This is a genomic window from Microbacterium pygmaeum (assembly GCF_900100885.1).
Taxonomy (GTDB): Bacteria; Actinomycetota; Actinomycetes; order Actinomycetales; family Microbacteriaceae; genus Microbacterium; species Microbacterium pygmaeum.
Genome location: NZ_LT629692.1, coordinates 2397439 through 2416953, shown reverse-complemented (window position 1 = coordinate 2416953; position 19515 = coordinate 2397439). Strand labels below are relative to the sequence as shown.

At 68.6% G+C, this 19515-nt stretch carries 21 protein-coding genes and 2 tRNA genes; 12 read left to right on the top strand and 11 right to left on the bottom strand.

The features are described from left to right. Positions 1–8: 8 nt before the first annotated feature. Positions 9–1229, bottom strand: a complete 1221-nt coding sequence (locus BLT19_RS11550; protein ID WP_091490230.1) for a ferrochelatase — start codon at positions 1227–1229, stop codon at positions 9–11. A gap of 138 nt (positions 1230–1367) precedes the next feature. On the opposite strand from BLT19_RS11550, the gene pepN reads away from it, so the two are divergent. The 4 genes from pepN (at position 1368) to BLT19_RS11530 (ending at position 7404) form a co-directional block, all read left to right on the top strand. Continuing rightward, the gene (gene pepN, locus BLT19_RS11545; protein ID WP_091490227.1) at positions 1368–3932 is read left to right on the top strand and encodes an aminopeptidase N; all 2565 of its coding nucleotides are present in this window, start codon (positions 1368–1370) and stop codon (positions 3930–3932) included. A gap of 175 nt (positions 3933–4107) precedes the next feature. Next, positions 4108–5247 (top strand): mechanosensitive ion channel family protein, encoded by a 1140-nt coding sequence (locus BLT19_RS11540; RefSeq protein WP_091490223.1) that lies wholly within the window; start codon positions 4108–4110, stop codon positions 5245–5247. After that, positions 5244–5690, top strand: a complete 447-nt coding sequence (locus BLT19_RS11535; protein ID WP_269457410.1) for a globin — start codon at positions 5244–5246, stop codon at positions 5688–5690. The genes BLT19_RS11540 and BLT19_RS11535 overlap by 4 nt, the downstream gene beginning before the upstream one ends. A 43-nt stretch (positions 5691–5733) precedes the next feature. Next, positions 5734–7404 carry an FAD-binding dehydrogenase gene (locus BLT19_RS11530; RefSeq protein ID WP_091490218.1) on the top strand — a complete coding sequence of 557 codons (1671 nt, stop codon included), beginning with the start codon at positions 5734–5736 and terminating at the stop codon, positions 7402–7404. A gap of 1 nt (position 7405) precedes the next feature. Here BLT19_RS11530 and BLT19_RS11525 read toward each other — a convergent pair whose 3' ends face one another. Further along, positions 7406–8089: a hypothetical protein gene (locus BLT19_RS11525; RefSeq protein ID WP_091490214.1), complete on the bottom strand. Its 684-nt coding sequence runs from the start codon at positions 8087–8089 to the stop codon at positions 7406–7408. Positions 8090–8210: 121 nt separating this feature from the next. Here BLT19_RS11525 and BLT19_RS11520 point away from each other — a divergent pair, with 121 nt between their 5' ends. Continuing rightward, positions 8211–9065 (top strand): acyl-CoA thioesterase, encoded by an 855-nt coding sequence (locus tag BLT19_RS11520; protein ID WP_091493899.1) that lies wholly within the window; start codon positions 8211–8213, stop codon positions 9063–9065. Positions 9066–9072: 7 nt separating this feature from the next. On the opposite strand, the gene BLT19_RS11515 is transcribed toward BLT19_RS11520, so the two are convergent. Genes BLT19_RS11515 through BLT19_RS11500 form a run of 4 tightly spaced genes read right to left on the bottom strand, consistent with a single transcriptional unit; the run spans position 9073 to position 12364 of the window. Then, a complete protein-coding gene (locus tag BLT19_RS11515; RefSeq protein ID WP_091490212.1) occupies positions 9073–9570 on the bottom strand; it encodes an acyl-CoA thioesterase in 498 nt (165 codons plus the stop codon). Next, entirely contained in the window at positions 9563–11245 is a 1683-nt protein-coding gene (ettA, locus tag BLT19_RS11510) for an energy-dependent translational throttle protein EttA (protein ID WP_091490208.1), read from the bottom strand. Before ettA ends, BLT19_RS11515 begins: the two co-directional genes overlap by 8 nt. Before the next feature lie 53 nt (positions 11246–11298). Beyond that, entirely contained in the window at positions 11299–11820 is a 522-nt protein-coding gene (locus BLT19_RS17780) for a DUF6993 domain-containing protein (RefSeq protein ID WP_231917637.1), read from the bottom strand. Between the two features lie 43 nt (positions 11821–11863). Beyond that, a complete protein-coding gene (locus BLT19_RS11500) occupies positions 11864–12364 on the bottom strand; it encodes a single-stranded DNA-binding protein (protein WP_157681853.1) in 501 nt (166 codons plus the stop codon). A gap of 211 nt (positions 12365–12575) precedes the next feature. Here BLT19_RS11500 and BLT19_RS11495 point away from each other — a divergent pair, with 211 nt between their 5' ends. Next, positions 12576–12845, top strand: coding sequence for a hypothetical protein (locus tag BLT19_RS11495; RefSeq protein WP_231917635.1), 270 nt, complete (start codon positions 12576–12578; stop codon positions 12843–12845). Between the two features lie 41 nt (positions 12846–12886). Here BLT19_RS11495 and yczR read toward each other — a convergent pair whose 3' ends face one another. Beyond that, complete coding sequence (gene yczR, locus BLT19_RS11490) at positions 12887–14311, bottom strand: MocR-like transcription factor YczR (protein ID WP_091490200.1); 1425 nt, start codon at positions 14309–14311, stop codon at positions 12887–12889. 61 nt (positions 14312–14372) lie between these two features. Between yczR and yczE the strand changes: the two genes are divergently transcribed. Continuing rightward, positions 14373–15086 carry a membrane protein YczE gene (gene yczE, locus BLT19_RS11485; protein WP_231917633.1) on the top strand — a complete coding sequence of 238 codons (714 nt, stop codon included), beginning with the start codon at positions 14373–14375 and terminating at the stop codon, positions 15084–15086. Positions 15087–15259: 173 nt separating this feature from the next. Here the strand turns inward: yczE and BLT19_RS11475 are convergent. After that, positions 15260–15332, bottom strand: a tRNA-Arg gene (locus tag BLT19_RS11475). 67 nt (positions 15333–15399) lie between these two features. Here BLT19_RS11475 and orn point away from each other — a divergent pair. The 5 genes from orn (at position 15400) to BLT19_RS11450 (ending at position 17298) form a co-directional block, all read left to right on the top strand. Continuing rightward, positions 15400–16026 (top strand): oligoribonuclease, encoded by a 627-nt coding sequence (gene orn, locus BLT19_RS11470; RefSeq protein ID WP_091490192.1) that lies wholly within the window; start codon positions 15400–15402, stop codon positions 16024–16026. 37 nt (positions 16027–16063) lie between these two features. Further along, a tRNA-His gene (locus tag BLT19_RS11465) sits at positions 16064–16139 on the top strand. A 9-nt stretch (positions 16140–16148) separates the two neighbouring features. Next, positions 16149–16490 carry a metallopeptidase family protein gene (locus BLT19_RS11460; RefSeq protein WP_407939789.1) on the top strand — a complete coding sequence of 114 codons (342 nt, stop codon included), beginning with the start codon at positions 16149–16151 and terminating at the stop codon, positions 16488–16490. A gap of 2 nt (positions 16491–16492) precedes the next feature. Next, the gene (gene clpS / locus BLT19_RS11455; RefSeq protein ID WP_407939833.1) at positions 16493–16789 is read left to right on the top strand and encodes an ATP-dependent Clp protease adapter ClpS; all 297 of its coding nucleotides are present in this window, start codon (positions 16493–16495) and stop codon (positions 16787–16789) included. Next, on the top strand, positions 16786–17298 hold the full coding sequence (locus BLT19_RS11450) for a DUF2017 family protein (RefSeq protein WP_091490183.1): 513 nt from the start codon (positions 16786–16788) through the stop codon (positions 17296–17298). The genes clpS and BLT19_RS11450 overlap by 4 nt, the downstream gene beginning before the upstream one ends. A gap of 4 nt (positions 17299–17302) precedes the next feature. Here BLT19_RS11450 and BLT19_RS11445 read toward each other — a convergent pair whose 3' ends face one another. From BLT19_RS11445 to dinB, 3 genes are read right to left on the bottom strand one after another with little or no spacing between them, the layout of a single operon-like run. After that, positions 17303–17896 carry a nucleoside/nucleotide kinase family protein gene (locus tag BLT19_RS11445; protein ID WP_231917632.1) on the bottom strand — a complete coding sequence of 198 codons (594 nt, stop codon included), beginning with the start codon at positions 17894–17896 and terminating at the stop codon, positions 17303–17305. Beyond that, positions 17871–18191, bottom strand: coding sequence for a hypothetical protein (locus BLT19_RS18000; RefSeq protein ID WP_231917631.1), 321 nt, complete (start codon positions 18189–18191; stop codon positions 17871–17873). The genes BLT19_RS11445 and BLT19_RS18000 overlap by 26 nt, the downstream gene beginning before the upstream one ends. Before the next feature lie 43 nt (positions 18192–18234). Beyond that, on the bottom strand, positions 18235–19503 hold the full coding sequence (dinB, locus tag BLT19_RS11440; protein WP_091490175.1) for a DNA polymerase IV: 1269 nt from the start codon (positions 19501–19503) through the stop codon (positions 18235–18237). Positions 19504–19515 lie beyond the last annotated feature (12 nt).

The following is a 19515-nucleotide window of genomic DNA, read 5'->3' as shown; positions in this document are numbered from 1 at the left end:
GCCACAGTTTACGGAGCGATGCCGGCGGCGGCGGGCTTGAACCCCGCGCGGACGTTCTCGCAGCAGGCGGGACGACACACGTCGAACCACGGCCCGAGTCCGGTCGCGTGCGGCCGGTCCGCGGCGGGTGCGCCGCGCAGTCGCTCCTCGACGAGATCGATCAGACCGGACACGAAGACGGGGTCGATGCCCGGAGTAGGGGTCCGGACCGAACGGATGCCCGCTTCGGCGGCGGCATCGGTCGCCTCGGTGTCGAGGTCCCAGAGCACTTCCATGTGATCGCTCATGAATCCGAGCGGCACGATCGCGACGGCCTCGATGCCCCGGGCGGGAAGCTGTGCGATCACGTCGTTCACATCCGGCTCCAGCCACGGCTGACTCGGCGGGCCGGAACGGGACTGGTAGACCAGCTCCCAGCCGATCCCTGCTGCGGCGGGCACATCCGCGACGACCGCGGCCATCACCACGTCGGCGACGGCGAGGTGCTGAGCCGCGTAGGCGCCGCCTTCGCCGAAGTCGACGTCCCGTGGGCCCGATCGATCGGCGTCGGCGGTGGGAATGCTGTGCGTGGAGAAGAGCACCCGGATCGCCGACGGAGCGATGCCGTCGGAGAGGAACCCGGCCACCGCGCTGCGAACCCCGTCGACGAACGGCTGCACGAATCCGGGATGGTCGAAGAACTGACGCACCTTGTCGATCGTGACCGACTCACCCAGGCCCGTGTCGGTCAGCACGCGGGCGAAATCCTCGCGGTACTGGCGACAGCTGGAGAAGGAGGAGTAGGCGCTGGTGGCCAGTGCCAGCAGGGTGGTGTGATCGGATGCCGCGGCATCCGATACCGCCTCCTCCAGGTACGGGGCCCAGTTCCGGTTGCCCCAGTACACCGGAAGGTCGATGCCGCGCTGCGCGAGCTCGACCTCCAGTGCGGCCTTCAGCGCGCGGTTCTGCGCATTGATCGGGCTGATCCCGTCGAAGTGTCTGTAGTGGTGCGCGACCTCTTCGAGTCGCTCGTCGGGGATGCCCCGGCCGCGCGTCACATTGCGCAGGAAGGGGATGACGTCGTCCTGGCCCTCTGGGCCTCCGAATCCGGCGAGCAGGATGGCATCGTATGCGACGGGCACCTCGATGTGCGGATCCCCCGATGCGGCCGCGGCCGAGGCGAACGGCACCGCCGCAGCATCCGTCGCCTGCGTACTGATGGATGCGTCCCGCACGTCGCTCTCGCTCACCGTTCCATCCTTTCATCAGCGATCGGGCTCAGGGGCGGCTGAGAGCGGGTCCGTGCGCTGTCGTAGGCTGGGACGGTTGTCGCCGGCGCCAGCAGCGCCTGTCCGCGACATCCCACCCTCACCAACGGGAGCAACGCAGTGCCTGGAGAGAACCTCACTCGAATCGAGGCGCAGCAGCGCCGCGCGATCATCGATCCGTCCACCGGCACAGGGCCCGGGATCTCGTACGAGGTCCTCCTGGACCTGACCCGAGGCGCGGACGTCTTCGGGTCGCGCACCGTCATCCGCTTCCCCGCGACCGACGGCGCCGACTCGTTCATCGATCTGATCGCGCGCGAGGTGCGCGAGATCACGCTCAATGGTCGGGAGGTGCCGCTGTCGGACTTCGCCGACTCCCGCATCACTCTGCGCGGGCTCGAGCGCGAGAACGAGCTCATCGTCGAGGCGGACTGCCTGTACACGAACACGGGCGAGGGTCTGCACCGCTTCGTCGACCCCGTCGACGGCGAGGTCTACCTCTACTCGCAGTTCGAGGTGCCCGACTCGCGTCGTGTGTTCGCCGTCTTCGAGCAGCCGGATCTGAAGGCGACGTTCCAGTTCACGGTGACCGCCCCGGAGCCGTGGAAGGTCATCTCCAACTCCCCCACGCCCGAGCCGAAGAAGCACGGAGACGGCAGCGCGACGTGGCGTTTCGAGCCGACGCCCCCGATCTCGTCGTACATCACGGCGATCATCGCCGGCCCATACGAAGAGACCTTCTCCGAGCTGACCAGTGCCTCAGGACGCGTGATCCCGCTGGGGGTCTACGGCCGCAAGAGCCTGTGGCAGCACCTCGATGCCGATTACATCTTCGACAAGACGCGCGAGGGGTTCGCCTACTACGAGGAGAAGTTCGACTACCCCTATCCCTTCGCCAAGTACGACCAGCTGTTCGTGCCCGAGTTCAACGCGGGCGCGATGGAGAACGCCGGAGCAGTGACCTTCACGGAGACCTACGTCTTCCGAAGCAAGGTCACCGATGCGGTCAAGGAACGCCGGGTCGTGACGATCCTGCACGAGCTGGCGCACATGTGGTTCGGCGATCTGGTGACCATGAAGTGGTGGAACGACCTGTGGCTGAACGAGTCGTTCGCAGAGTGGGCCTCCACGATCGCCACCGCCGAGGCGACGGAGTGGACCGAGGCGTGGACCACCTTCAACGCCATGGAGAAGACCTGGGCCTACCGCCAGGATCAGCTGCCCTCGACCCACCCCGTCGTGGCCGAGATCAACGATCTTGAAGACGTGCAGGTCAACTTCGACGGCATCACCTACGCGAAGGGCGGCTCGGTTCTCAAACAGCTGGCCGCCTGGGTGGGCATCGAGCAGTTCTTCGCCGGTGTGGCCGCCTACTTCGCCAAGCACGAGTGGGGCAACACCGAGGTCGGCGACCTGCTCGCCGAGCTCGAGCAGACCAGCGGCCGGGAGCTGGGCACCTGGTCGAAGAAGTGGCTCGAGACCGCCGGCGTCAACACGCTTGCGCCGGTGATCGTCGAGGGGGCCGACGGGATCATCAGCCGGTTCGCGATCACCCAGACCGCACCGGCGGACTATCCCACGATCCGGCCGCACCGTCTGGGCGTCGGCTTCTACAACGTGACCGACGGCCGTCTCGAGCGAGTGCACTCGGTCGAGCTCGACGTCGACGGCGACCTGACCGAGGTGCCGGAGTTGAAGGGCCACACGCGCCCCGACCTGGTCCTGCTCAACGACGAGGATCTCGCTTACGCGAAGATCCGTCTCGACGAGCGGTCGCTGCTGACCGCGATCGAGCACCTCGGCGGCATCGCCGATCCGCTGGCACGCTCGCTCGTGTGGGGCGCTGCATGGGACCAGACGCGCGACGCCGAGGCATCCCCCAGCGATTACGTCGACCTGGTGCTGCGCAACATCGGCAGCGAGAGCGAATCGACCACGGTCCGCACCACGCTCGCGCAGCTGCAGCTGGCAGCGAACTCCTATGTCGCGCCGGAGAAGCGCGAGGCGACGAGGCAGAAGGTCGCCGACGGTCTGTGGGCCTTGGCGCAGGCAGCCGAGCCCGGCAGCGACTCGCAGCTGCAGTTCGTCACGGCCTTCGCCACCTCCGCCTCGACTCCCGCCCACTGGGAGAGCGTCCGCGGCATCCGTGACGGGAAGGTCGTGCTGGACGGTCTCGACATCGACACCGACCTGTCCTGGCAGCTGCTGGTCTCGCTCGCCGCGGGTGGCGTCGCCGACGCGGCAGCGATCGATGAGGCCCTTGCGGCGGACAACACGGCCAAGGGCGGCGAGTTCGCTGCGCAGGCGAAGGCGTCGATTCCGGATGCCGCGGCCAAGCGCACCGCGTGGGACTCGCTAATCCAGAACGACGACCAGCCGAACACGATCGTCCGCTCGACTGCCCTCGGGTTCCAGCACCCGGCCGGCGTCGCCCAGCTGTCGGCGTTCGTCGCCCCGTACTTCGACATGCTGCTGCCGATCTGGGAGTCGCGGACCTACCAGATCGCCCAGTACCTGATCGTCGGGCTCTACCCGGCTGCACTGGCCAACCTCGAGCTGCGCGATGCCACGCGCGCGTGGCTCGCTGCCAACCGGGATGCGGCGCCGGCGCTTCGCCGTCTGGTCGATGAGAACCTCGCCGGTGTGGAGCGCGCGCTGGCCGTTCAGGATCGCGACGCCCAGTAGCGGCGCCACGACCCGCCCGCTGAGAAGACCCTCCCCCGGCTGCTGCGCCGGCGGAGGGTCTTCTCGCGCGGGATCGCGTCCACGCCGCGATCGCGCGCACCACCACGCACTCGCGTGCTGAGCCCCGGCGATGCACTCAGGTGTCGCAGAGGCGCGCGTCAGTAGGATCGGAACGATGATTCGGACACCCTCGGACACCGCACCGCCCGCGTTCCTGGACCCCGCATTCTGGGCTTCAGTCGGCGCATTCTTCGCCCAGGCGGGATGGAACCTGCTGACGGTGCTCGGCATCGTGTTGGGCGCGATCCTCATCGGCTGGGTGCTGAAGCTCGTCATCCGCAGGGTTGTGCGCCGCATCGTCAACGGGGCCAAGAACAAGGCGAACGTCGATGACACGCAGGCGCTGGATCGTTCGCCGCTCGCGTCCGTGCGGCTCGTGCAGCGGACGCGGACGCTCGGCTCCATCATGCAGAACATCGTCAACGTCACGATCGTGATCGTGTCGCTGCTGTTGGTCATCAATGTCCTCGCCCCGAACGCGCTCGCCTCGCTCACCCTCCTGACCGCGGCGATCGGCGCAGGTCTGGGGTTCGGTGCGCAGAACATCGTCAAGGACGTGCTCAACGGCATCTTCATCGTCGCCGAGGACCAGGTCGGCATCGGCGATGTCGTCGACCTGGGACTGGCGACGGGCATCGTGGAATACGTGAGCGTGCGCATCACCCACGTGCGCGACGTGAACGGCACCCTCTGGTACGTGCGCAACGGCGAGATCACGCGCATCGGCAACATGTCGATGGGGTGGTCGCGCGTGATCATCGACCTCGCCGTCCCGGTCGACGCCGACATCGCCGAGGTCGAGCAGACGATGCTGCACGCGGCGAAGGACCTGGCCGAGGACAAGAAGTGGCGAACCCGGGTGATCGAGAAGCCCGAGGTCTGGGGACTGGAATCGGTCTCCGGCGACGCGCTGGTGATCCGGCTCGTCATGAAGACGCGCGCCGGAGCGAAGGACGACGTCGCACGCGAGCTCCGCATGCGCCTCAAGCATGCGATCGACGAACTCGGCCTGACGCTCCCGCAACTGTCCTCCATCACCCTGTCGGGGCTCGAGGGGGCCCAGCGGGTGAAGGGTGCGAATCCGCCGAAGACCAAGCCGACACCGGTCACTCCTGCTGCCGTCGACCCCGCACGCACGGGCCGTGCCGGGAAGGCCCCGGCTGCGGACCGGCCGGTGTGGAAGCCCAAGAAGACCGCGGGAGTGGATCCGGCGCCCGACGAGGCGGAGACGCCGAAGGGATCGAGCGAACCGTGACCTTCTACGACGAGATCGGCGGCCACGACACGTTCGTCCGCCTGGTCGACGCCTTCTACCGCGGCGTCGCCGAGGACGAGGTGCTCCGGCCCATGTACCCCGAGGAGCACCTCGGCCCCGCCAGGGAGCGCCTCACGCTGTTCCTCGAGCAGTACTGGGGCGGGCCGACCACGTACAGCGACACGCGCGGACACCCACGACTGCGGATGCGCCACAACGCGTTCCACGTCAACCCGGATGCCCGCGACCGCTGGCTCGCGCACATGCGCACCGCCGTCGACGAGCTCGATCTTCCACCGCTGCAGGAGGCCACCCTGTGGGACTACCTGCAGCGCGCGGCACATGCCATGGTGAACACATTCGAGCCGACGGGGATCGGCCCCGCAGCAGACGGCCGGGACGCGGCATCCTTCCCCGTCCACCCTGCACCGCCCGGCGACTGACCCCGCTCGTAACCCCGTTCACCCGCCGACGAAGGAGTCGCCCATGTCCCCGGATCCTGCCCGCCTGACCACCGACGTCCTGATCGTCGGATGGGGCCTGGCCGGCCTCGTCGCCGCCGGGGAGGCGGCCGCCGCCGGCAAGCGCGTGACGATCGTCGATCAAGAGCCGCGCACCAACCTCGGCGGGCAGGCGTGGTGGTCCTTCGGCGGCCTGTTCTTCATCGACTCCCCGGAGCAGCGCCGTCTCGGCATCCACGACTCGTTCGAGCTCGCGCATCAGGACTGGTTCGGCAACGCCGGATTCGACCGCGAAGAGGACACCTGGCCGAGGCGGTGGGCCGAGGCGTATCTGCAGTTCGCGCACCGCGAGAAGCGGGCATGGCTCCGTGAGAAGGGCGTCGGGTTCTTCCCGGTCGTCGGTTGGGCCGAGCGCGGGGGCTACACGGCGTTGGGGCCTGGGAACTCCGTCCCACGATTCCACATCACCTGGGGGACCGGTCCCGGCATCGTGGCGTCGTTCCGCCGCGCAGTGGAGGATGCGGAAGCGCGCGGACTGGTCACGATCCTGCCGCGCCGCCGGGTCACCCGGCTGCTGGTGCAGGACGGTGCCGTCGTCGGAGCGGCCGGCGACGTCCTCGCGCCGTCGGGAGCTGCCCGCGGTGTGGCGACCTCGCGCGAGATCGTCGGCGCCTTCGAGATCTCCGCCGCAGCGACGATCGTCTCCTCCGGAGGGATCGGCGGAAACCACGAGCTGGTCCGCCGGCAGTGGCCGGCGCGTCTGGGCACTCCCCCTGAGACGATGATCAGCGGCGTCCCCGCATACGTCGACGGCTCGATGCTGGAGGTGACCGAGCACGGCGGGGCACGGCTGATCAACGGCGACCGGATGTGGCACTACGTCGAGGGCATTCAGAACTGGGATCCGGTGTGGCCCGATCACGGCATCCGGATCCTCCCCGGCCCCTCGTCGATCTGGCTCGACGCAACCGGCAAACGCCTGCCCGTGCCGCTGTTCCCGGGCTACGACACGCTCGGCACGCTGGCACACCTGCGGGCGACAGGGTACGACCACTCATGGTTCGTGCTCTCACGCCAGATCATCGAGAAGGAGTTCACCCTCTCCGGCAGCGAACAGAACCCGGACCTGACCGGCAAGGACGTGCAGCTGCTGCTGAAGTCGCGGCTCGGCAAAGGTGCGGCGGGCCCCGTGCAGGCGTTCATGGATCGTGGCGCTGATTTCGTGGTCCGCGACAGCATTGACGACCTCATCGCCGGCATGCGGGCGCTGCCGGGCGGAGACGTCTTGGATGCGGAGCGCGTGCGCCGCGAGGTCGAAGCCCGTGACCGCGAGATCGACAACGACTTCACCAAGGACGCGCAGATCGCGATGCTGCGCTCGGCCCGCGCGTTCCGCGGCGACCGGCTGATCCGCACGGCAGCCCCGCACCGGATCCTGGACCCGAAAGCCGGGCCGCTGATCGCCGTCAAGCTGCACGTGCTGACGCGCAAGTCGCTCGGTGGCATCGAGACCGATCTGGATGCCCGTGCGCTCGCCCCGGGCGGTGCGCCGGTGCCGGGCCTGTACGCCGCCGGTGAGGCGAGCGGATTCGGTGGCGGAGGCGTGCACGGCTACCGGGCGCTGGAGGGCACATTCCTCGGCGGATGCCTGTTCTCCGGGCGCATCGCCGGACGATCGGCGGCGGCCGCGGTCTGACCTACGACGAGGCGGCCGTCGAGCCGGTGGCGCGGACGTCGGTCAGACCGCTGCGGACCGGTCCGCGCACGAGCACGTGGCCGCGGTCCAGCGTCAGGCGTGTCCAGGCACCCGACGTGAAGCACCTCGCCGACTCCTCCCCTGCGATGAATCCCATCGCGAAGGCGGCGAACGCCGCGCCGCGCGGCAGCCCGCCCAGACCGGCATCCGATGCTCCCCAGACGCTTGCCCGCACCGCGCGCACGGCATCCTCGCCGGCATCGATGGGGACGACCTCCGCGACGGCCGCGATACCCCACTGCGCACTGCCCGCCAGCTGCGCGGCTGCGATCGTCTCCCCCGGCGCCCAGTTCGACCGAGGCGGTGCGATTCCCGCCCACGCGGGTGAGAGCGCGGTCGCCGGCAGCACGAGCGCGGTCGGGTCCTCGGGATCTCGTGCGAGGGCGGATGCCTCGACCACGATGTCGCACACCAGTTCAGGGTCGATGGCGTGGGCCCGCATCACCAGGACCGTCGGCGTCGAATCCAGCAGCCCTCGAGGCGCGAGGGGCGCTGCCGTGATCGCGAGCGTGCCGGCGGAGCCCTGCAGCCGGACGGCCCCGTCGCCGAGGCGCGCAGCACGGCCGGCGAAGGTGAGGACGTCCGCCGCGGCGTGCGCGTCGGCGAAAAGGAGGCGCTCGGGCATCCGCCTAAACTACCAATCGATGCCGTGACGACCGCCGCGGCCGACGCGAGGAGACCCTGTGACCGGCGCCGATCCGATTCCGACCGACGACGACGCTGGGGCGATCGACGCCGTCGCCGCAATGCTCGCGGTGCTGGATCTCGCCGCCTCGGATGCGCGCACCTCGGAGGACATCTTCACCGGAGTATCGCAGGCGATGCCCCTCGGCCGCGTGTACGGCGGCCAGGTGCTGGCCCAGTCGATCGTCGCCGCGTCGCGGACGCTGCCGGCCGATCGCGTGCCCCACTCGATGCACGGCTACTTCCTGCGTCCGGGCGACGCGGCCAAAGGCATCACGTTCTCGGTGGATCGGATCCACGACGGCCGATCCTTCTCGACGCGGCGTACCCAGGCCTTCCAGGAGGGGGTTCCGATCTTCTCGATGATCGCCTCCTTCCAGGATGAGGATCCGGGCATCGAGCACCAGGCCGCCATGCCCGACGGGATTCCCGATCCGGAGACCCTGCCCGACTTCGAGGCCCGTCTGGAGGGTCTGCATCCGATGACCAAGCGGATGTTCCTGGAACGCCCGGTCGATCTGCGCCATGTGCCCTCGCCGATCTACCTGAGCGTGGACGGGGCGGCGCAGCCGCACCAGGCCGTGTGGATGCGTACCCGCCGTGAGCTACCCGATGATCCCGCCGTGCATCGCGCCGCGCTGGCCTATCTGAGCGATCTCACCATCCAGGAGTCGATCCTGCGCGCGCACGGGATCGCATGGGCGCGACCGGGGCTGAAGGTGGCGAGCCTGGATCACGCGATGTGGTGGCATCGGTTCGGCCGGGTGGATGAGTGGTTCCTCTACGTGCAGGAGTCCCCCAGCGCCCGAGGCGGGCGCGGTCTCGCGACGGGACGCATCTACTCGCGGGACGGGTTGCTGCTGGCGAGCGTCGCTCAGGAGATCATGGTGCGCGTGCCCGACGAATCGGGGCGCTGACGCCGGATCAGCGTCGCTTCGCGAACGCGATCGGGTCGTCGAGGAACGGCGTCCACGCGGCGCGTTCCTCCTGGCCCCAGCGGGTCGGTCGGCCGGTCGCGGTGTCGACCAGGACCACGACAGCCGATGCGCGGGCGTAGCGCACCTGCTCTCCGGCGTCGGCGGGGCTGAACACGTCGTAGCAGACCTCGACGCTGGAACCGCCGATCCGTCCGACCCACAGCTGCACGTCCAGCGGACGCTGACCGTACGGCACCGGCCGCAGGTATTCGATCTCCTGGCGGGCGACGAGGGTCGCCCGGGTCCCGCCTCCCTCGAGCACGGACATGTCGAACACCGCCGTGGGTGCGGCATCGCTGCCGTCATCAGGGCGCCAGAAGGCTCGCAGCCGCGCTTCTTCCAGCAGTTTCAGCATCGACGTGTTGTTGACGTGACCCAACGCGTCCAGGTCGCCCCACCGCAGATGGATCGGCACGTGAACGCGCCGGACGGGCTGGTCAGTCACGGGTGAGCTTGCGATACGTGGAGCTGTGCGGCTTGGCGGCATCGGGCCCGAGCCGCTCGATCTTGTTCTCCTCGTACGCTTCGAAGTTGCCCTCGAACCAGTACCACTTGTCCGGATCCTCTTCGGTGCCCTCGTAGGCGAGGATGTGCGTCGCGATGCGGTCGAGGAACCACCGATCGTGGGTGATGACCACGGCGCAGCCGGGGAATTCCAGCAGTGCGTTCTCGAGGCTTCCGAGTGTCTCGACGTCGAGGTCGTTGGTCGGCTCATCGAGCAGGAGCAGGTTGCCGCCCTGCTTGAGCGTGAGCGCGAGGTTCAGGCGGTTGCGCTCACCGCCGGAGAGCACGCCGGCCTTCTTCTGCTGGTCCGGTCCCTTGAAGCCGAACTGCGAGACGTAGGCCCGCGAGGGGATCTCGACCTTGCCGACCTGGATCCAATCCAGGCCGTCACTGACGACCTCCCACAGTGTCTTGTTCGGGTCGATGCCGCCACGGGACTGGTCCACGTAGGAGATCTCGACCGTTTCGCCGACCTTGAGGTCGCCGCCGTCAAGGGGCTCGAGGCCGACGATCGTCTTGAACAGCGTCGTCTTTCCGACGCCGTTCGGGCCGATGATGCCCACGATCCCGTTGCGCGGGAGCGAGAAGGTCAGCCCGTCGATGAGGCTGCGTCCGTCGAAGCCCTTCTGCAGCTTCTTGGCCTCCAGGACGAGCGAGCCCAGACGCGGCCCCGGCGGGATCACGATCTCGTCGAAGTCCAGCTTCCTGGTCCGATCCGCCTCTGCAGCCATCTCCTCGTATCGCGCGAGGCGCGACTTCGACTTGGTCTGGCGGCCCTTGGCGTTGCTGCGGACCCACTCCAACTCACTGGCCAGACGCTTCGCGAGCTTCGCGTCCTTCTTGCCCTGCACCTGCAGGCGCTCCTGCTTCTTCTCGAGATAGGTCGAGTAGTTGCCCTCGTAGGGGTACAGGCGACCGCGGTCGACCTCGCAGATCCACTCCGCGACGTGGTCGAGGAAGTAGCGGTCGTGGGTGACGGCCAGAACCGCGCCGGGGTACTTCGCGAGATGCTGCTCCAGCCACTGCACGCTTTCGGCATCCAGGTGGTTGGTCGGCTCGTCCAGCAGCAGCAGGTCCGGCTTCTGCAGGAGCAGCTTGCACAGCGCCACACGGCGCTTCTCCCCACCGGACAGGTTGGAGACGATCGCTTCGGAAGGCGGGGTGCGCAGCGCGTCCATGGCCTGCTCGAGCTGCGAGTCGAGATCCCAGGCATCTGCGGCGTCGATGGCCTCCTGCAGCACGCCCATCTCGGCCAGCAGCGCATCGAAATCGGCGTCCGGGTCGGCCATCAGGCCGGAGATCTCGTTGAAGCGATCGAGCTTCTGCTTGATGGGCCCGACGCCCTGCTCGACGTTCTCCAGGACGGTCTTGTCCTCGTCCAGCTCGGGTTCCTGCATCAGGATGCCGACGCTGTAGCCCGGGCTCAGCTTCGCCTCGCCGTTGCTGGGCGTGTCCAGCCCCGCCATGATCTTCAGGATCGTGGACTTCCCCGCACCGTTGGGTCCCACCACGCCGATCTTCGCGCCGGGGAGGAACGCCATCGTGACGTCGTCCAGGATCACCTTGTCGCCGACCGCTTTGCGGGCGCGAACCATCGAGTAGATGTAATCAGCCATATCCGCTCCAGTCTACGGGCGGGTCGTTCCCGCTCGCGCCGGGCGGACGCGGCTCACCAGTCGATCGGGCGTGTGGATCCCACCAGGCAGGCTCCGCCGGCAAGCTCCGGAACCACGACGGCCACGGGCGCTCCAGTCGCGGGGCCGACCTGCCCGACGAGGCACTCCTGCTGCCACTGCACCGAGAACTGGATGCTCTCGGCTGGGTTTCCGACCGTGGTCTCGTCATAGGTGACCTGCATCGCAGTTTTGTCGAACCCTGCCGCCGCCAGTGCATCGATGTACGCGCGACCGCTGACGTTTTCTGGCCCGGCCCACACTGCGTTCGTGACGGCGGTGAAGAGCGGAAGGTTGTCCGCTGCGGAGCCGGCCGGGACGAGAACCGGTTCGGCCGGAACCGAGGGCGTGGCGGACGGTGTCCGGGTTTCGGGTGCGCTGGCGGCCGATGCCGATGCCGAGGGCGCGGGATCGGGTGTCGAGGTGCACCCGGTCACCGCCAGCGTGCCGATCAGGAAGCAGACCGCGACGCCCCGCGCGAGCGCTGAGGCACTGCGGAATTCGGGGCGGCGGGACACGGATCGAGTCTATGGCGCGCCGCCGCGGCGGCCTGCCGCACGGTCAGAACGGCGTCTCGGTGCCGGAGAGGACCAGCTCCTCCTCGGTCGAGGCCTCCGCCTCGGACGCGGCGATCTCCGACTGATCCGCCCCGATGGCTGCGACAGCCCAGTCGTCGCGCTGCTCGTCCTGAGCTGGTTCGGCAGGTTTGCGATACTTCTCGAATCGAGTGGTGCCGAACTGCAGGTCCGGACCGAGCGAGTCGGCCTCGATCTCGGCGGCCCAGCCCTTGCTGGTCGCGGTCTCCCACTCCTTCAGGCGCAGCCTGCCGGTCACGATGACGCGTTCTCCCTTGTGCAGGGAGTAGAACGCGTTCTCGGCCAGCGCACGGAACGCCGAGACCGAGAAGTAGTTCGGCTCCCCATCGATCCAGGACTCGGTGCGCTTGTCGAATCTGCGGTCGTTCGTGGCGAGGCGGAACGATGTGATCACCAGGCCGGTCGCGGTGATCTTGCGCTCCGGCGGTGTCGCGATGTTGCCGATGAGAGTGATGGTGTCAGACATGTCGCTTCCTTTCTGAGGCCGAGGGCGGTCCTCGGTCTGCGCCGGTGCCCGTGTGCCCGTCGGACACCGGCGCCCGACCAGCATGTCGGCGTGCCGATGGCTGCCGGCCTGGCCGAGTGGATGCCGTGGAGAACGAGTCCGAAGGCACCGCTGGGGAGGAGAGCGCGGATGTCGGAGGTCGAAGATATCTTCGAAGCGGAAAGGATCCCGTATGAATGGAACCACTTGGCTTTCCGGCGCGAACGCCGATAGTCCCCGCGTCTCGCCCGTCCACCGCGTGCGACTGGCGCCGGCCGCAGCGCGGCTGTGGCGCGTGGTCGCGCCGGACGGGCGTGTGATCGGACACCTGCAGGCGCTCGGCGACGGGCCGAGCGTCAGGTGGGTGGCCAAGCGCTTCCACGTCGCGAGCCGCGCGTTCCGCGAGCTCGGCGAGTTCTGGTCTGCCGACGACGCCGTGCAGTCCCTCCTCTTCGCGCGCTGAGCTGCCCGGGCTGCGTGACTCGTCGCGTTGCGCGTCTGCGCTCAGATGACCGAGTCGAGAAGCGTCATCGCCGAGACCGGGGCTCCCGCGCGAACACGTGGCCACGCCTCCGCGAGGATCCCGACGGCCCGTTCGACCTCGTCGGGGGTCGCGGTGAACGGAATCCGCAGATGGCGGTCATGGCCGCCATCGACCGAGAACCGCGGGCCCGCCGACAGCAGCAGTCCGCGGGGTCGGACATCCATCACCAGCGCGGCACTGAGTGGCGCGTCGAGTTCGATCCACAGCGACACTCCTCCGTGAACGTCGGGGACCGACCATGACGGCAGCACTGCGCGGACCGCGCGGACCGCGGCATCCCGTCCTGCGCGAAGCAGGTGCGATCGCTGGGCTGCCACCTCCGCGAATCGCGGGAAGATCTCCGCACCGACCGCCTGCTCGAATTCGGGCGTACCCAGGTCGTGAGCGGGACGCGCCGCGACGAGCCGACGGACCAGATCCGTTTCCGCACGAACCCACCCGACGCGCAGACCGCCCCACACCGTCTTGCCGAGCGAGCCGATGCGCACGATTCCCGCCGGGTCGGCGTCGACGAAGCCGGCGGGGATGGGCGGTCGGTCGATGTCCAGATCCGCCGTGGTCTCATCCAGCACCAGTGTCGTTCCGGCCCGCTCCGCGGCCCGCAGGAATGCCGAGCGCTCCTGCGGATCCATCGAGCGTCCGGTCGGATTCTGAAAGTCCGGCATCAGATAGGCCAGGACCGGCAGTGTCCGGGCGAAGGCCTGCTCGGCGCGATCCAGATCCCATCCGTCGGCAGTGGTGACGGGCACGCCGACCAGCCGAGCCCCGGAGCGACGCAGCGCGTCCGCCGCGTGCGGGTACGTCGGCGTCTCGATCAGCACGCGATCGCCCCGGCTGAGCATCACCGACGCGATGAGGTGGATCGCGCTCTGCGCACCGGTGGTCACCAGGATCTGAGCCGGCGTCGTGGGGATGCCGCGTCTGTCGTAGTGTGCCGCGATCGCCCGGCGCAGTTCGATCCTGCCGAACATGTCGTAGCCGCTACGAGCCACGAGTGCTGCCGAGGACTGCGCGACCTCCAGGAACACTCCGGCCAGTCCCGGCCACGCCGGAGGGCTCGCCTGCTGCAGGTCGATCGACCCGTCCGTCGACTCGGCGCCACCGGGGTCGCGCCTGCGCAAGGGCAGTGTGACACTGCCGCTGCCGCGCAGGCTGGAGATGTGTCCGCTGTCGCGCAGGCTGCGGTAGGAGGCGGCCACGGTGCTGCGACTCACGCCAAGTGCGTGCGAGAGCTCGCGCTCCGCAGGCAGGGCGGTACCCGGGGCGAGCCGGTTGTCCAGACAGAGCAGCCGGATCCCGTCGGCGAGGGCCTCGTAGACGGGTTCGCGGGTGCGCCACCCACCGAGCACCGCCTCGAGGGCGCGGGCGGAGATACGAGAGTCCATGCGGCCAGAATAGCCGGATTGGACTGGTGCCTAAGTGCCAATTATGAGATTGGATGGTCCAATGACACGACGGGTGACTCAGCTGCTCATCGGCCTGGTGCTCTACGGCGCCGGCTGCGCGCTGACGGTGGAGGCGGGACTCGGCGTCGACCCCTGGACGGTGTTCGCGCAGGGCATCTCGGTGCACACCGGGATCGGCGTCGGCTGGGTGACCAACATCGTCGGCTTCCTCGTCCTGCTGCTGTGGATCCCGCTGCGTCAGAAGCCGGGCGTCGGGACGATCGCCAACATCCTGCTGGTCGGGACGAGCATGCAAGCGGTGCTGTGGCTGATGGCGCCGGTGCATGGCCTCGCCGCGCAGATCGCCGTGCTGCTCGGCGGCATCCTGCTCGTCGCGATCGCCTCCGGACTCTACATCGGCGCGCGATTCGGGCCCGGACCCCGCGACGGGCTCATGACCGGCCTGCATGCGCGCCTGGGCTGGCCCATCTGGGTGAGCAGAGCGACCGTCGAGGTGACCGTTCTGCTGATCGGGTGGCTGCTGGGGGGCACCGTCGGCGTCGGCACCGTGCTGTTCGCGGCGCTCATCGGCCCCCTGGTGCACCTCGCGCTTCCGCTGCTGGACACCGCAGCCGGGTCGCGCCGAGGCCTCGCGATCAGTGCTCGCGGAATTCGGGCCAGTCCGAGCCCGGACGCAGGTTCGCGTGGAGCGCGTCCTTCGCGATCTGCATCGACGGGTACACCCCGAGATGCTGATCGGCCCCTGCGATCGTGACCGTGTAGCCGTCGTCGTCCTTGCGGATCGTGCCGACCACGCCGTTGGTGCCGTACGCGACCCACAGCGCGTGATGCGTCGTCGTCTCGCTCATGGAAACTCCTTCCGACACCTCGACGGTACGCCCGCATCGAGGGGGATGCCAGGGGTTTCGCCGCGTTTCATCGGGGCCGTGCCCCCGGCTGGACTCGAACCAGCAACCGTCGGATTAGAAGGCCGATGCTCTATCCATTGAGCTACGGAGGCGTGCGCATCAAGGCTATCGCGTCACCTCGGCGACGCCCTGTCCGAGCGCGTCAGTAGGATGGTCGGCATGGTGGGGGCTTCTGAGAACGACCGGCTGGTGTGGATCGACTGCGAGATGACCGGTCTCGATCTCGATGTCGACGAACTCGTCGAGATCGCCGTCATCGTGACCGACTTCGAGCTGCGCCCGCTCGACCCGGGGTTCCAGGTCGTGATCAAGCCCGACGACACGGCTCTCGCGCACATGAACGATTTCGTCACCAAGATGCACGAGAAGTCCGGTCTGATCGACGAGATCCCGAACGGCGTGAGCGTCGCCGAGGCCGAATTCGATGTGCTGGAGTACATCCAGCGCTTCGTGCCGCTCGAGGGCAAGGCGCCGCTCGCGGGCAACACGATCGGCACCGACCGGATGTTCCTCGCGAAGTACATGCCTCGCGTGGACCGCTGGCTGCACTATCGCAACGTCGACGTCTCCAGCGTCAAAGAGCTCAGCCGCCGCTGGTACCCGCGCGCCTACATCCACGCTCCGGCCAAAGGCGGCGGCCACCGTGCACTCGCTGACATCCGCGAATCCATCGTCGAACTGGCCTACTACCGTCAGGCGGTTTTCATCCCCGAGCCCGGCCCGACCAGTGACGATGCGAAGACGGCGGCGGTGGCGGCCGTTTCGTCGTTCGCGCCCGAAGTGTGAGAGAATCTTCGGGTTGCCCGCGCGTTCGGGAGACATGGTGGGTATAGCTCAGTTGGTAGAGCGCGGCCTTGTGGTGGCCGATGTCGCGGGTTCGAGCCCCGTTACTCACCCCAATGTTTGAGATGGCTGCGGCCGCATTCGAGGAGCTCGTCGTCGATGAACTCGACCGGCTGCCGGATGACATGATCGACGGCCTGGAGAACGTCGTCTTCGTCGTCGAAGACCGCCCGGAGGACGGCAGCCTCGACCTGCTCGGACTGTACGACGGGTGGGCGCTGACCGAACGGGATCGCTACGGCGTCGGCGAGCTGCCCGACCGCATCATCGTCTACCGCGAGCCCCACCTCGCCGTCTGCGAGGACGAACGCGAGCTGCGCGATGAGATCCACACCACTCTCGTCCATGAGATCGCGCACTTCTACGGCATCGACGATGATCGCCTGCACGAACTGGGGTGGGCGTGAACATCGCCACCGCCGAACCGGGCGTCGACGAGCGCATCGAGCTGCGTCAGTCGGAGCAGCGCGCGCGCCCGTGGCAGACCGTCGTCTGGAACGATCCGGTCAATCTGATGAGCTACGTCACCCACGTCTTCCGCGAGTACTTCGGCTACCCCCGCGCGAAGGCAGAACGCCTCATGATGGCCGTGCACCACGACGGACACGCCGTCGTGGCGGAGGGCGCCAGGGAGCAGATGGAACTGCACGCGCAAGCCATGCACGACTACGGACTGTGGGCGACCGTCCGAAAGGCACCCGAATGACCGACCGCATCATCGTCCTCGAACTCTCACGGATTGAGGCCGCGCATCTTGCCGGGCTCGTCGGCCAATTCGCCGACCTGCTCGCCGACGGGCAGGCATCCGCTGACCCGGCGATCGGGCGCCTGGTCCCCGACGCGTACCCGGACGACGAGGACGCCGCGCGCGAATTCCGCGAGGTCACCGAGCGCGAACTCCTCGAACGACGTGGAGACGACGCGGGAACGGTGCTGCGTACGCTGGCGCCGGTGCTGCCTGAAGGCGCCGATGCCGCTCTTGACGACGTCGCTGACCGGGACGTCCTTGCGCAGGACGTCGTGGAGATTCCTCTCGCCGCAGACGACCTGCAGGCGTGGCTGCGCTGCCTGGCCGCGCTCCGCCTCGTCCTGGCCGTTCGACTGGGGATACGCGACGAGACCGACGGGTCGCAGGATGACCCACGGTTCGGGATCTACGAGTGGCTGGGCTACCGCCTGGACGGACTCGTCCAGGCGGCATCGCCCGACGAGTGAGATCTCAGGGGATGGCGAAGACCAGGGTCGCATGACGTTCGGGGTCATCGCGATCCAGATGCCGCTCCTCCTGCTCGGCCCAGTTCGACCAGTGCGGACGATACGTGTCTCCGTCGCGGTCCAGAGCGCGGCGCTTGCGCGACTGCACGGGTGACTCCAGCCACACCCGCACATCGCTCAGTCGCGCGGTCACCGGAGTCAGGATCCCCGATCCCTCGACGATCAACGGCAGCGAGGGGTCCACGGCGTGGGCCTCTGCGTACTCGGACTCGTCCCAGTCCCATCGTCGCCAGATGCCGACCAGACCCCGGGCATGCGGGTTGAGGACCAGTTCTCGTGCGGTCTCCACGCCGTCGGCCAGTCCGTCCCAGCCGGGATAGACGGCATCGAGCGCGACGAGCTGGACGGGTCCGCGCAACGGCCAGTGCGCCACCAACCGCCTGGCGAGGGAGGTCTTGCCTGACCCGCTGCGGCCATCGATCAGCACGACGGGGTTGCTTGCCGCGACGGCCAGGACCGCCTGCTCGACGTGCGATGCGGCCCGCTCCAGAGCCGCCGAGACCGGATCGGGACTAGCGCTTGAGCGCGCGGATGACACGGCTGAGCGCGCGGCCGGCGACCCACACGAACGGGATCGCCACTGCGAGGAAGGAGACGACGTTCGGCTCGAACTGCAGACCGTCGCCGCGGCGGACATACGCTCCGAGCGGGATCGAGTACCCACCGCCGCCGCCACCGCCGTTGCCCGCGTCGTCCGAACCGCCGCCGAATCCGGACCACGTGATGGCGACCGGGACGATGCGGACGCCGTCGACGTCCTGCTGTTCGCCGTAGGCGCTCTTCACGCCGAATGTCGCGGACTGTTTTCCGAGCTCGAGTGCGATGTTGGGCATGTCCCCACGGTACCGCCGATTCCGCCTGCGGGCGATGTCCGGATCAGCCTCCGGTCACCGGCCGCTCGGGGCGCGGATGGGATGGAGGTGCGGAGCCGCCGCGGGATCCGCCGATCAGCGTCGCCCGCGTGACCGCTCCCCGGCCGAACCGCGCCGTCGCGTCGTCGAGCGCGCCTTCGACCCGACGCCATTCCTCATCGTCGTCCCACAGCGCCAGTGCACCGTCTCCGCTCGGCTGCAGCTTCTCGGCGCGCACGCCGATCAGGCGCACCGGCAGAAGCCTTTCCAGCCCTGCGAAGAGCTCGATCGCAGCTTCACCGATTCGCTGCCCGACTGCGGAGGGTTCGGCGAGGGTCTGCGAGCGACCGACGGTGCTGAAGTCCGAGAATCGCACCTTGATGGCGATCGTCCTCGCCTCCCAGCCGTTCGCGCGCAGGCGTGCGCCGACGCGGTCGGCGAGCCGGCGGAACTCGGTGCGCAGGATGCCGCCGTCCCCGATGTCCTCGTCGAAGGTCTCCTCGTGACCGATGCTCTTCTCGATGCGTGTCGTATCCACCTCTCGCGGGTCGATGCCGCGAGAGAGATGCCAGATGCGCTCGCCCATCGCGGCACCGAGGGCGCGCTCGAGCGTGGAACGCGGAGTGTCCAGAACGTCGGCGATGGTGCGGATGCCGCGCCGCTCCAGTGCCTCGGCGGACTTGGGACCGACACCCCAGAGCGCGCGGACGGAGCGGGGGGCGAGGAAGGCGGCGGTGTCGGCCTCTGCGACGATGAGCAGCCCGTCGGGTTTGCTGATCGTTGAGGCCATCTTCGCGACGTGCTTGGTCGCGGCCACGCCGATGCTGCAGGTGAGTCCGGTCTGCTCGAGGACGCGGGCCCGGAGCGTCCGTGCGATCTCGCCCGGACTCCCCCACAGGCGCCGGGCACCCCGCACATCCAGGAACGCCTCATCGATGGACAGCGGTTCGACCAGCGGCGTGACCTCGGAGAAGATGCGCATCACCTCGGCCGACAGCGCGAGATATCGATCGAAGTGGGGCGGGACGACGATGGCCGTGGGGCACAGTCGCAGTGCCTGGCCCACCGGCATGGCCGAGCGGACCCCGAATCGGCGCGCTTCGTACGATGCGCTGGAGACCACCGATCTGCTTTCGGGCGCGCCGATGATGATGGGCTTGCCTTTCAGCGACGGATCATCGAGCACTTCGACGGCCGCGTAGAAGGCATCCATGTCCACGTGCAGGATGCCGGTGCCGGTGTCGTCGGCACCGTCGGCGGAGACGAGTCGCCCCGTTCCGTCGCCACGTCCCATGAGTCGATTCTT

What these genes read in the sequence shown, in the direction of transcription:
- BLT19_RS11500 (WP_157681853.1), bottom strand. Translation starts at nt 12,364, where the DNA reads ATGTCTGACACCATCACTCTCATCGGCAACATCGCGACACCGCCGGAG.
- BLT19_RS11520 (WP_091493899.1), top strand. Translation starts at nt 8,211, where the DNA reads ATGCTCGCGGTGCTGGATCTCGCCGCCTCGGATGCGCGCACCTCGGAG.
- BLT19_RS11460 (WP_407939789.1), top strand. Translation starts at nt 16,149, where the DNA reads ATGGCTGCGGCCGCATTCGAGGAGCTCGTCGTCGATGAACTCGACCGG.
- BLT19_RS11530 (WP_091490218.1), top strand. Translation starts at nt 5,734, where the DNA reads ATGTCCCCGGATCCTGCCCGCCTGACCACCGACGTCCTGATCGTCGGA.
- yczE (WP_231917633.1), top strand. Translation starts at nt 14,373, where the DNA reads ATGACACGACGGGTGACTCAGCTGCTCATCGGCCTGGTGCTCTACGGC.
- BLT19_RS11540 (WP_091490223.1), top strand. Translation starts at nt 4,108, where the DNA reads ATGATTCGGACACCCTCGGACACCGCACCGCCCGCGTTCCTGGACCCC.
- BLT19_RS11495 (WP_231917635.1), top strand. Translation starts at nt 12,576, where the DNA reads ATGAATGGAACCACTTGGCTTTCCGGCGCGAACGCCGATAGTCCCCGC.
- dinB (WP_091490175.1), bottom strand. Translation starts at nt 19,503, where the DNA reads ATGGGACGTGGCGACGGAACGGGGCGACTCGTCTCCGCCGACGGTGCC.
- ettA (WP_091490208.1), bottom strand. Translation starts at nt 11,245, where the DNA reads ATGGCTGATTACATCTACTCGATGGTTCGCGCCCGCAAAGCGGTCGGC.
- BLT19_RS11450 (WP_091490183.1), top strand. Translation starts at nt 16,786, where the DNA reads ATGACCGACCGCATCATCGTCCTCGAACTCTCACGGATTGAGGCCGCG.
- BLT19_RS11525 (WP_091490214.1), bottom strand. Translation starts at nt 8,089, where the DNA reads ATGCCCGAGCGCCTCCTTTTCGCCGACGCGCACGCCGCGGCGGACGTC.
- yczR (WP_091490200.1), bottom strand. Translation starts at nt 14,311, where the DNA reads ATGGACTCTCGTATCTCCGCCCGCGCCCTCGAGGCGGTGCTCGGTGGG.
- BLT19_RS18000 (WP_231917631.1), bottom strand. Translation starts at nt 18,191, where the DNA reads ATGCCCAACATCGCACTCGAGCTCGGAAAACAGTCCGCGACATTCGGC.
- orn (WP_091490192.1), top strand. Translation starts at nt 15,400, where the DNA reads ATGGTGGGGGCTTCTGAGAACGACCGGCTGGTGTGGATCGACTGCGAG.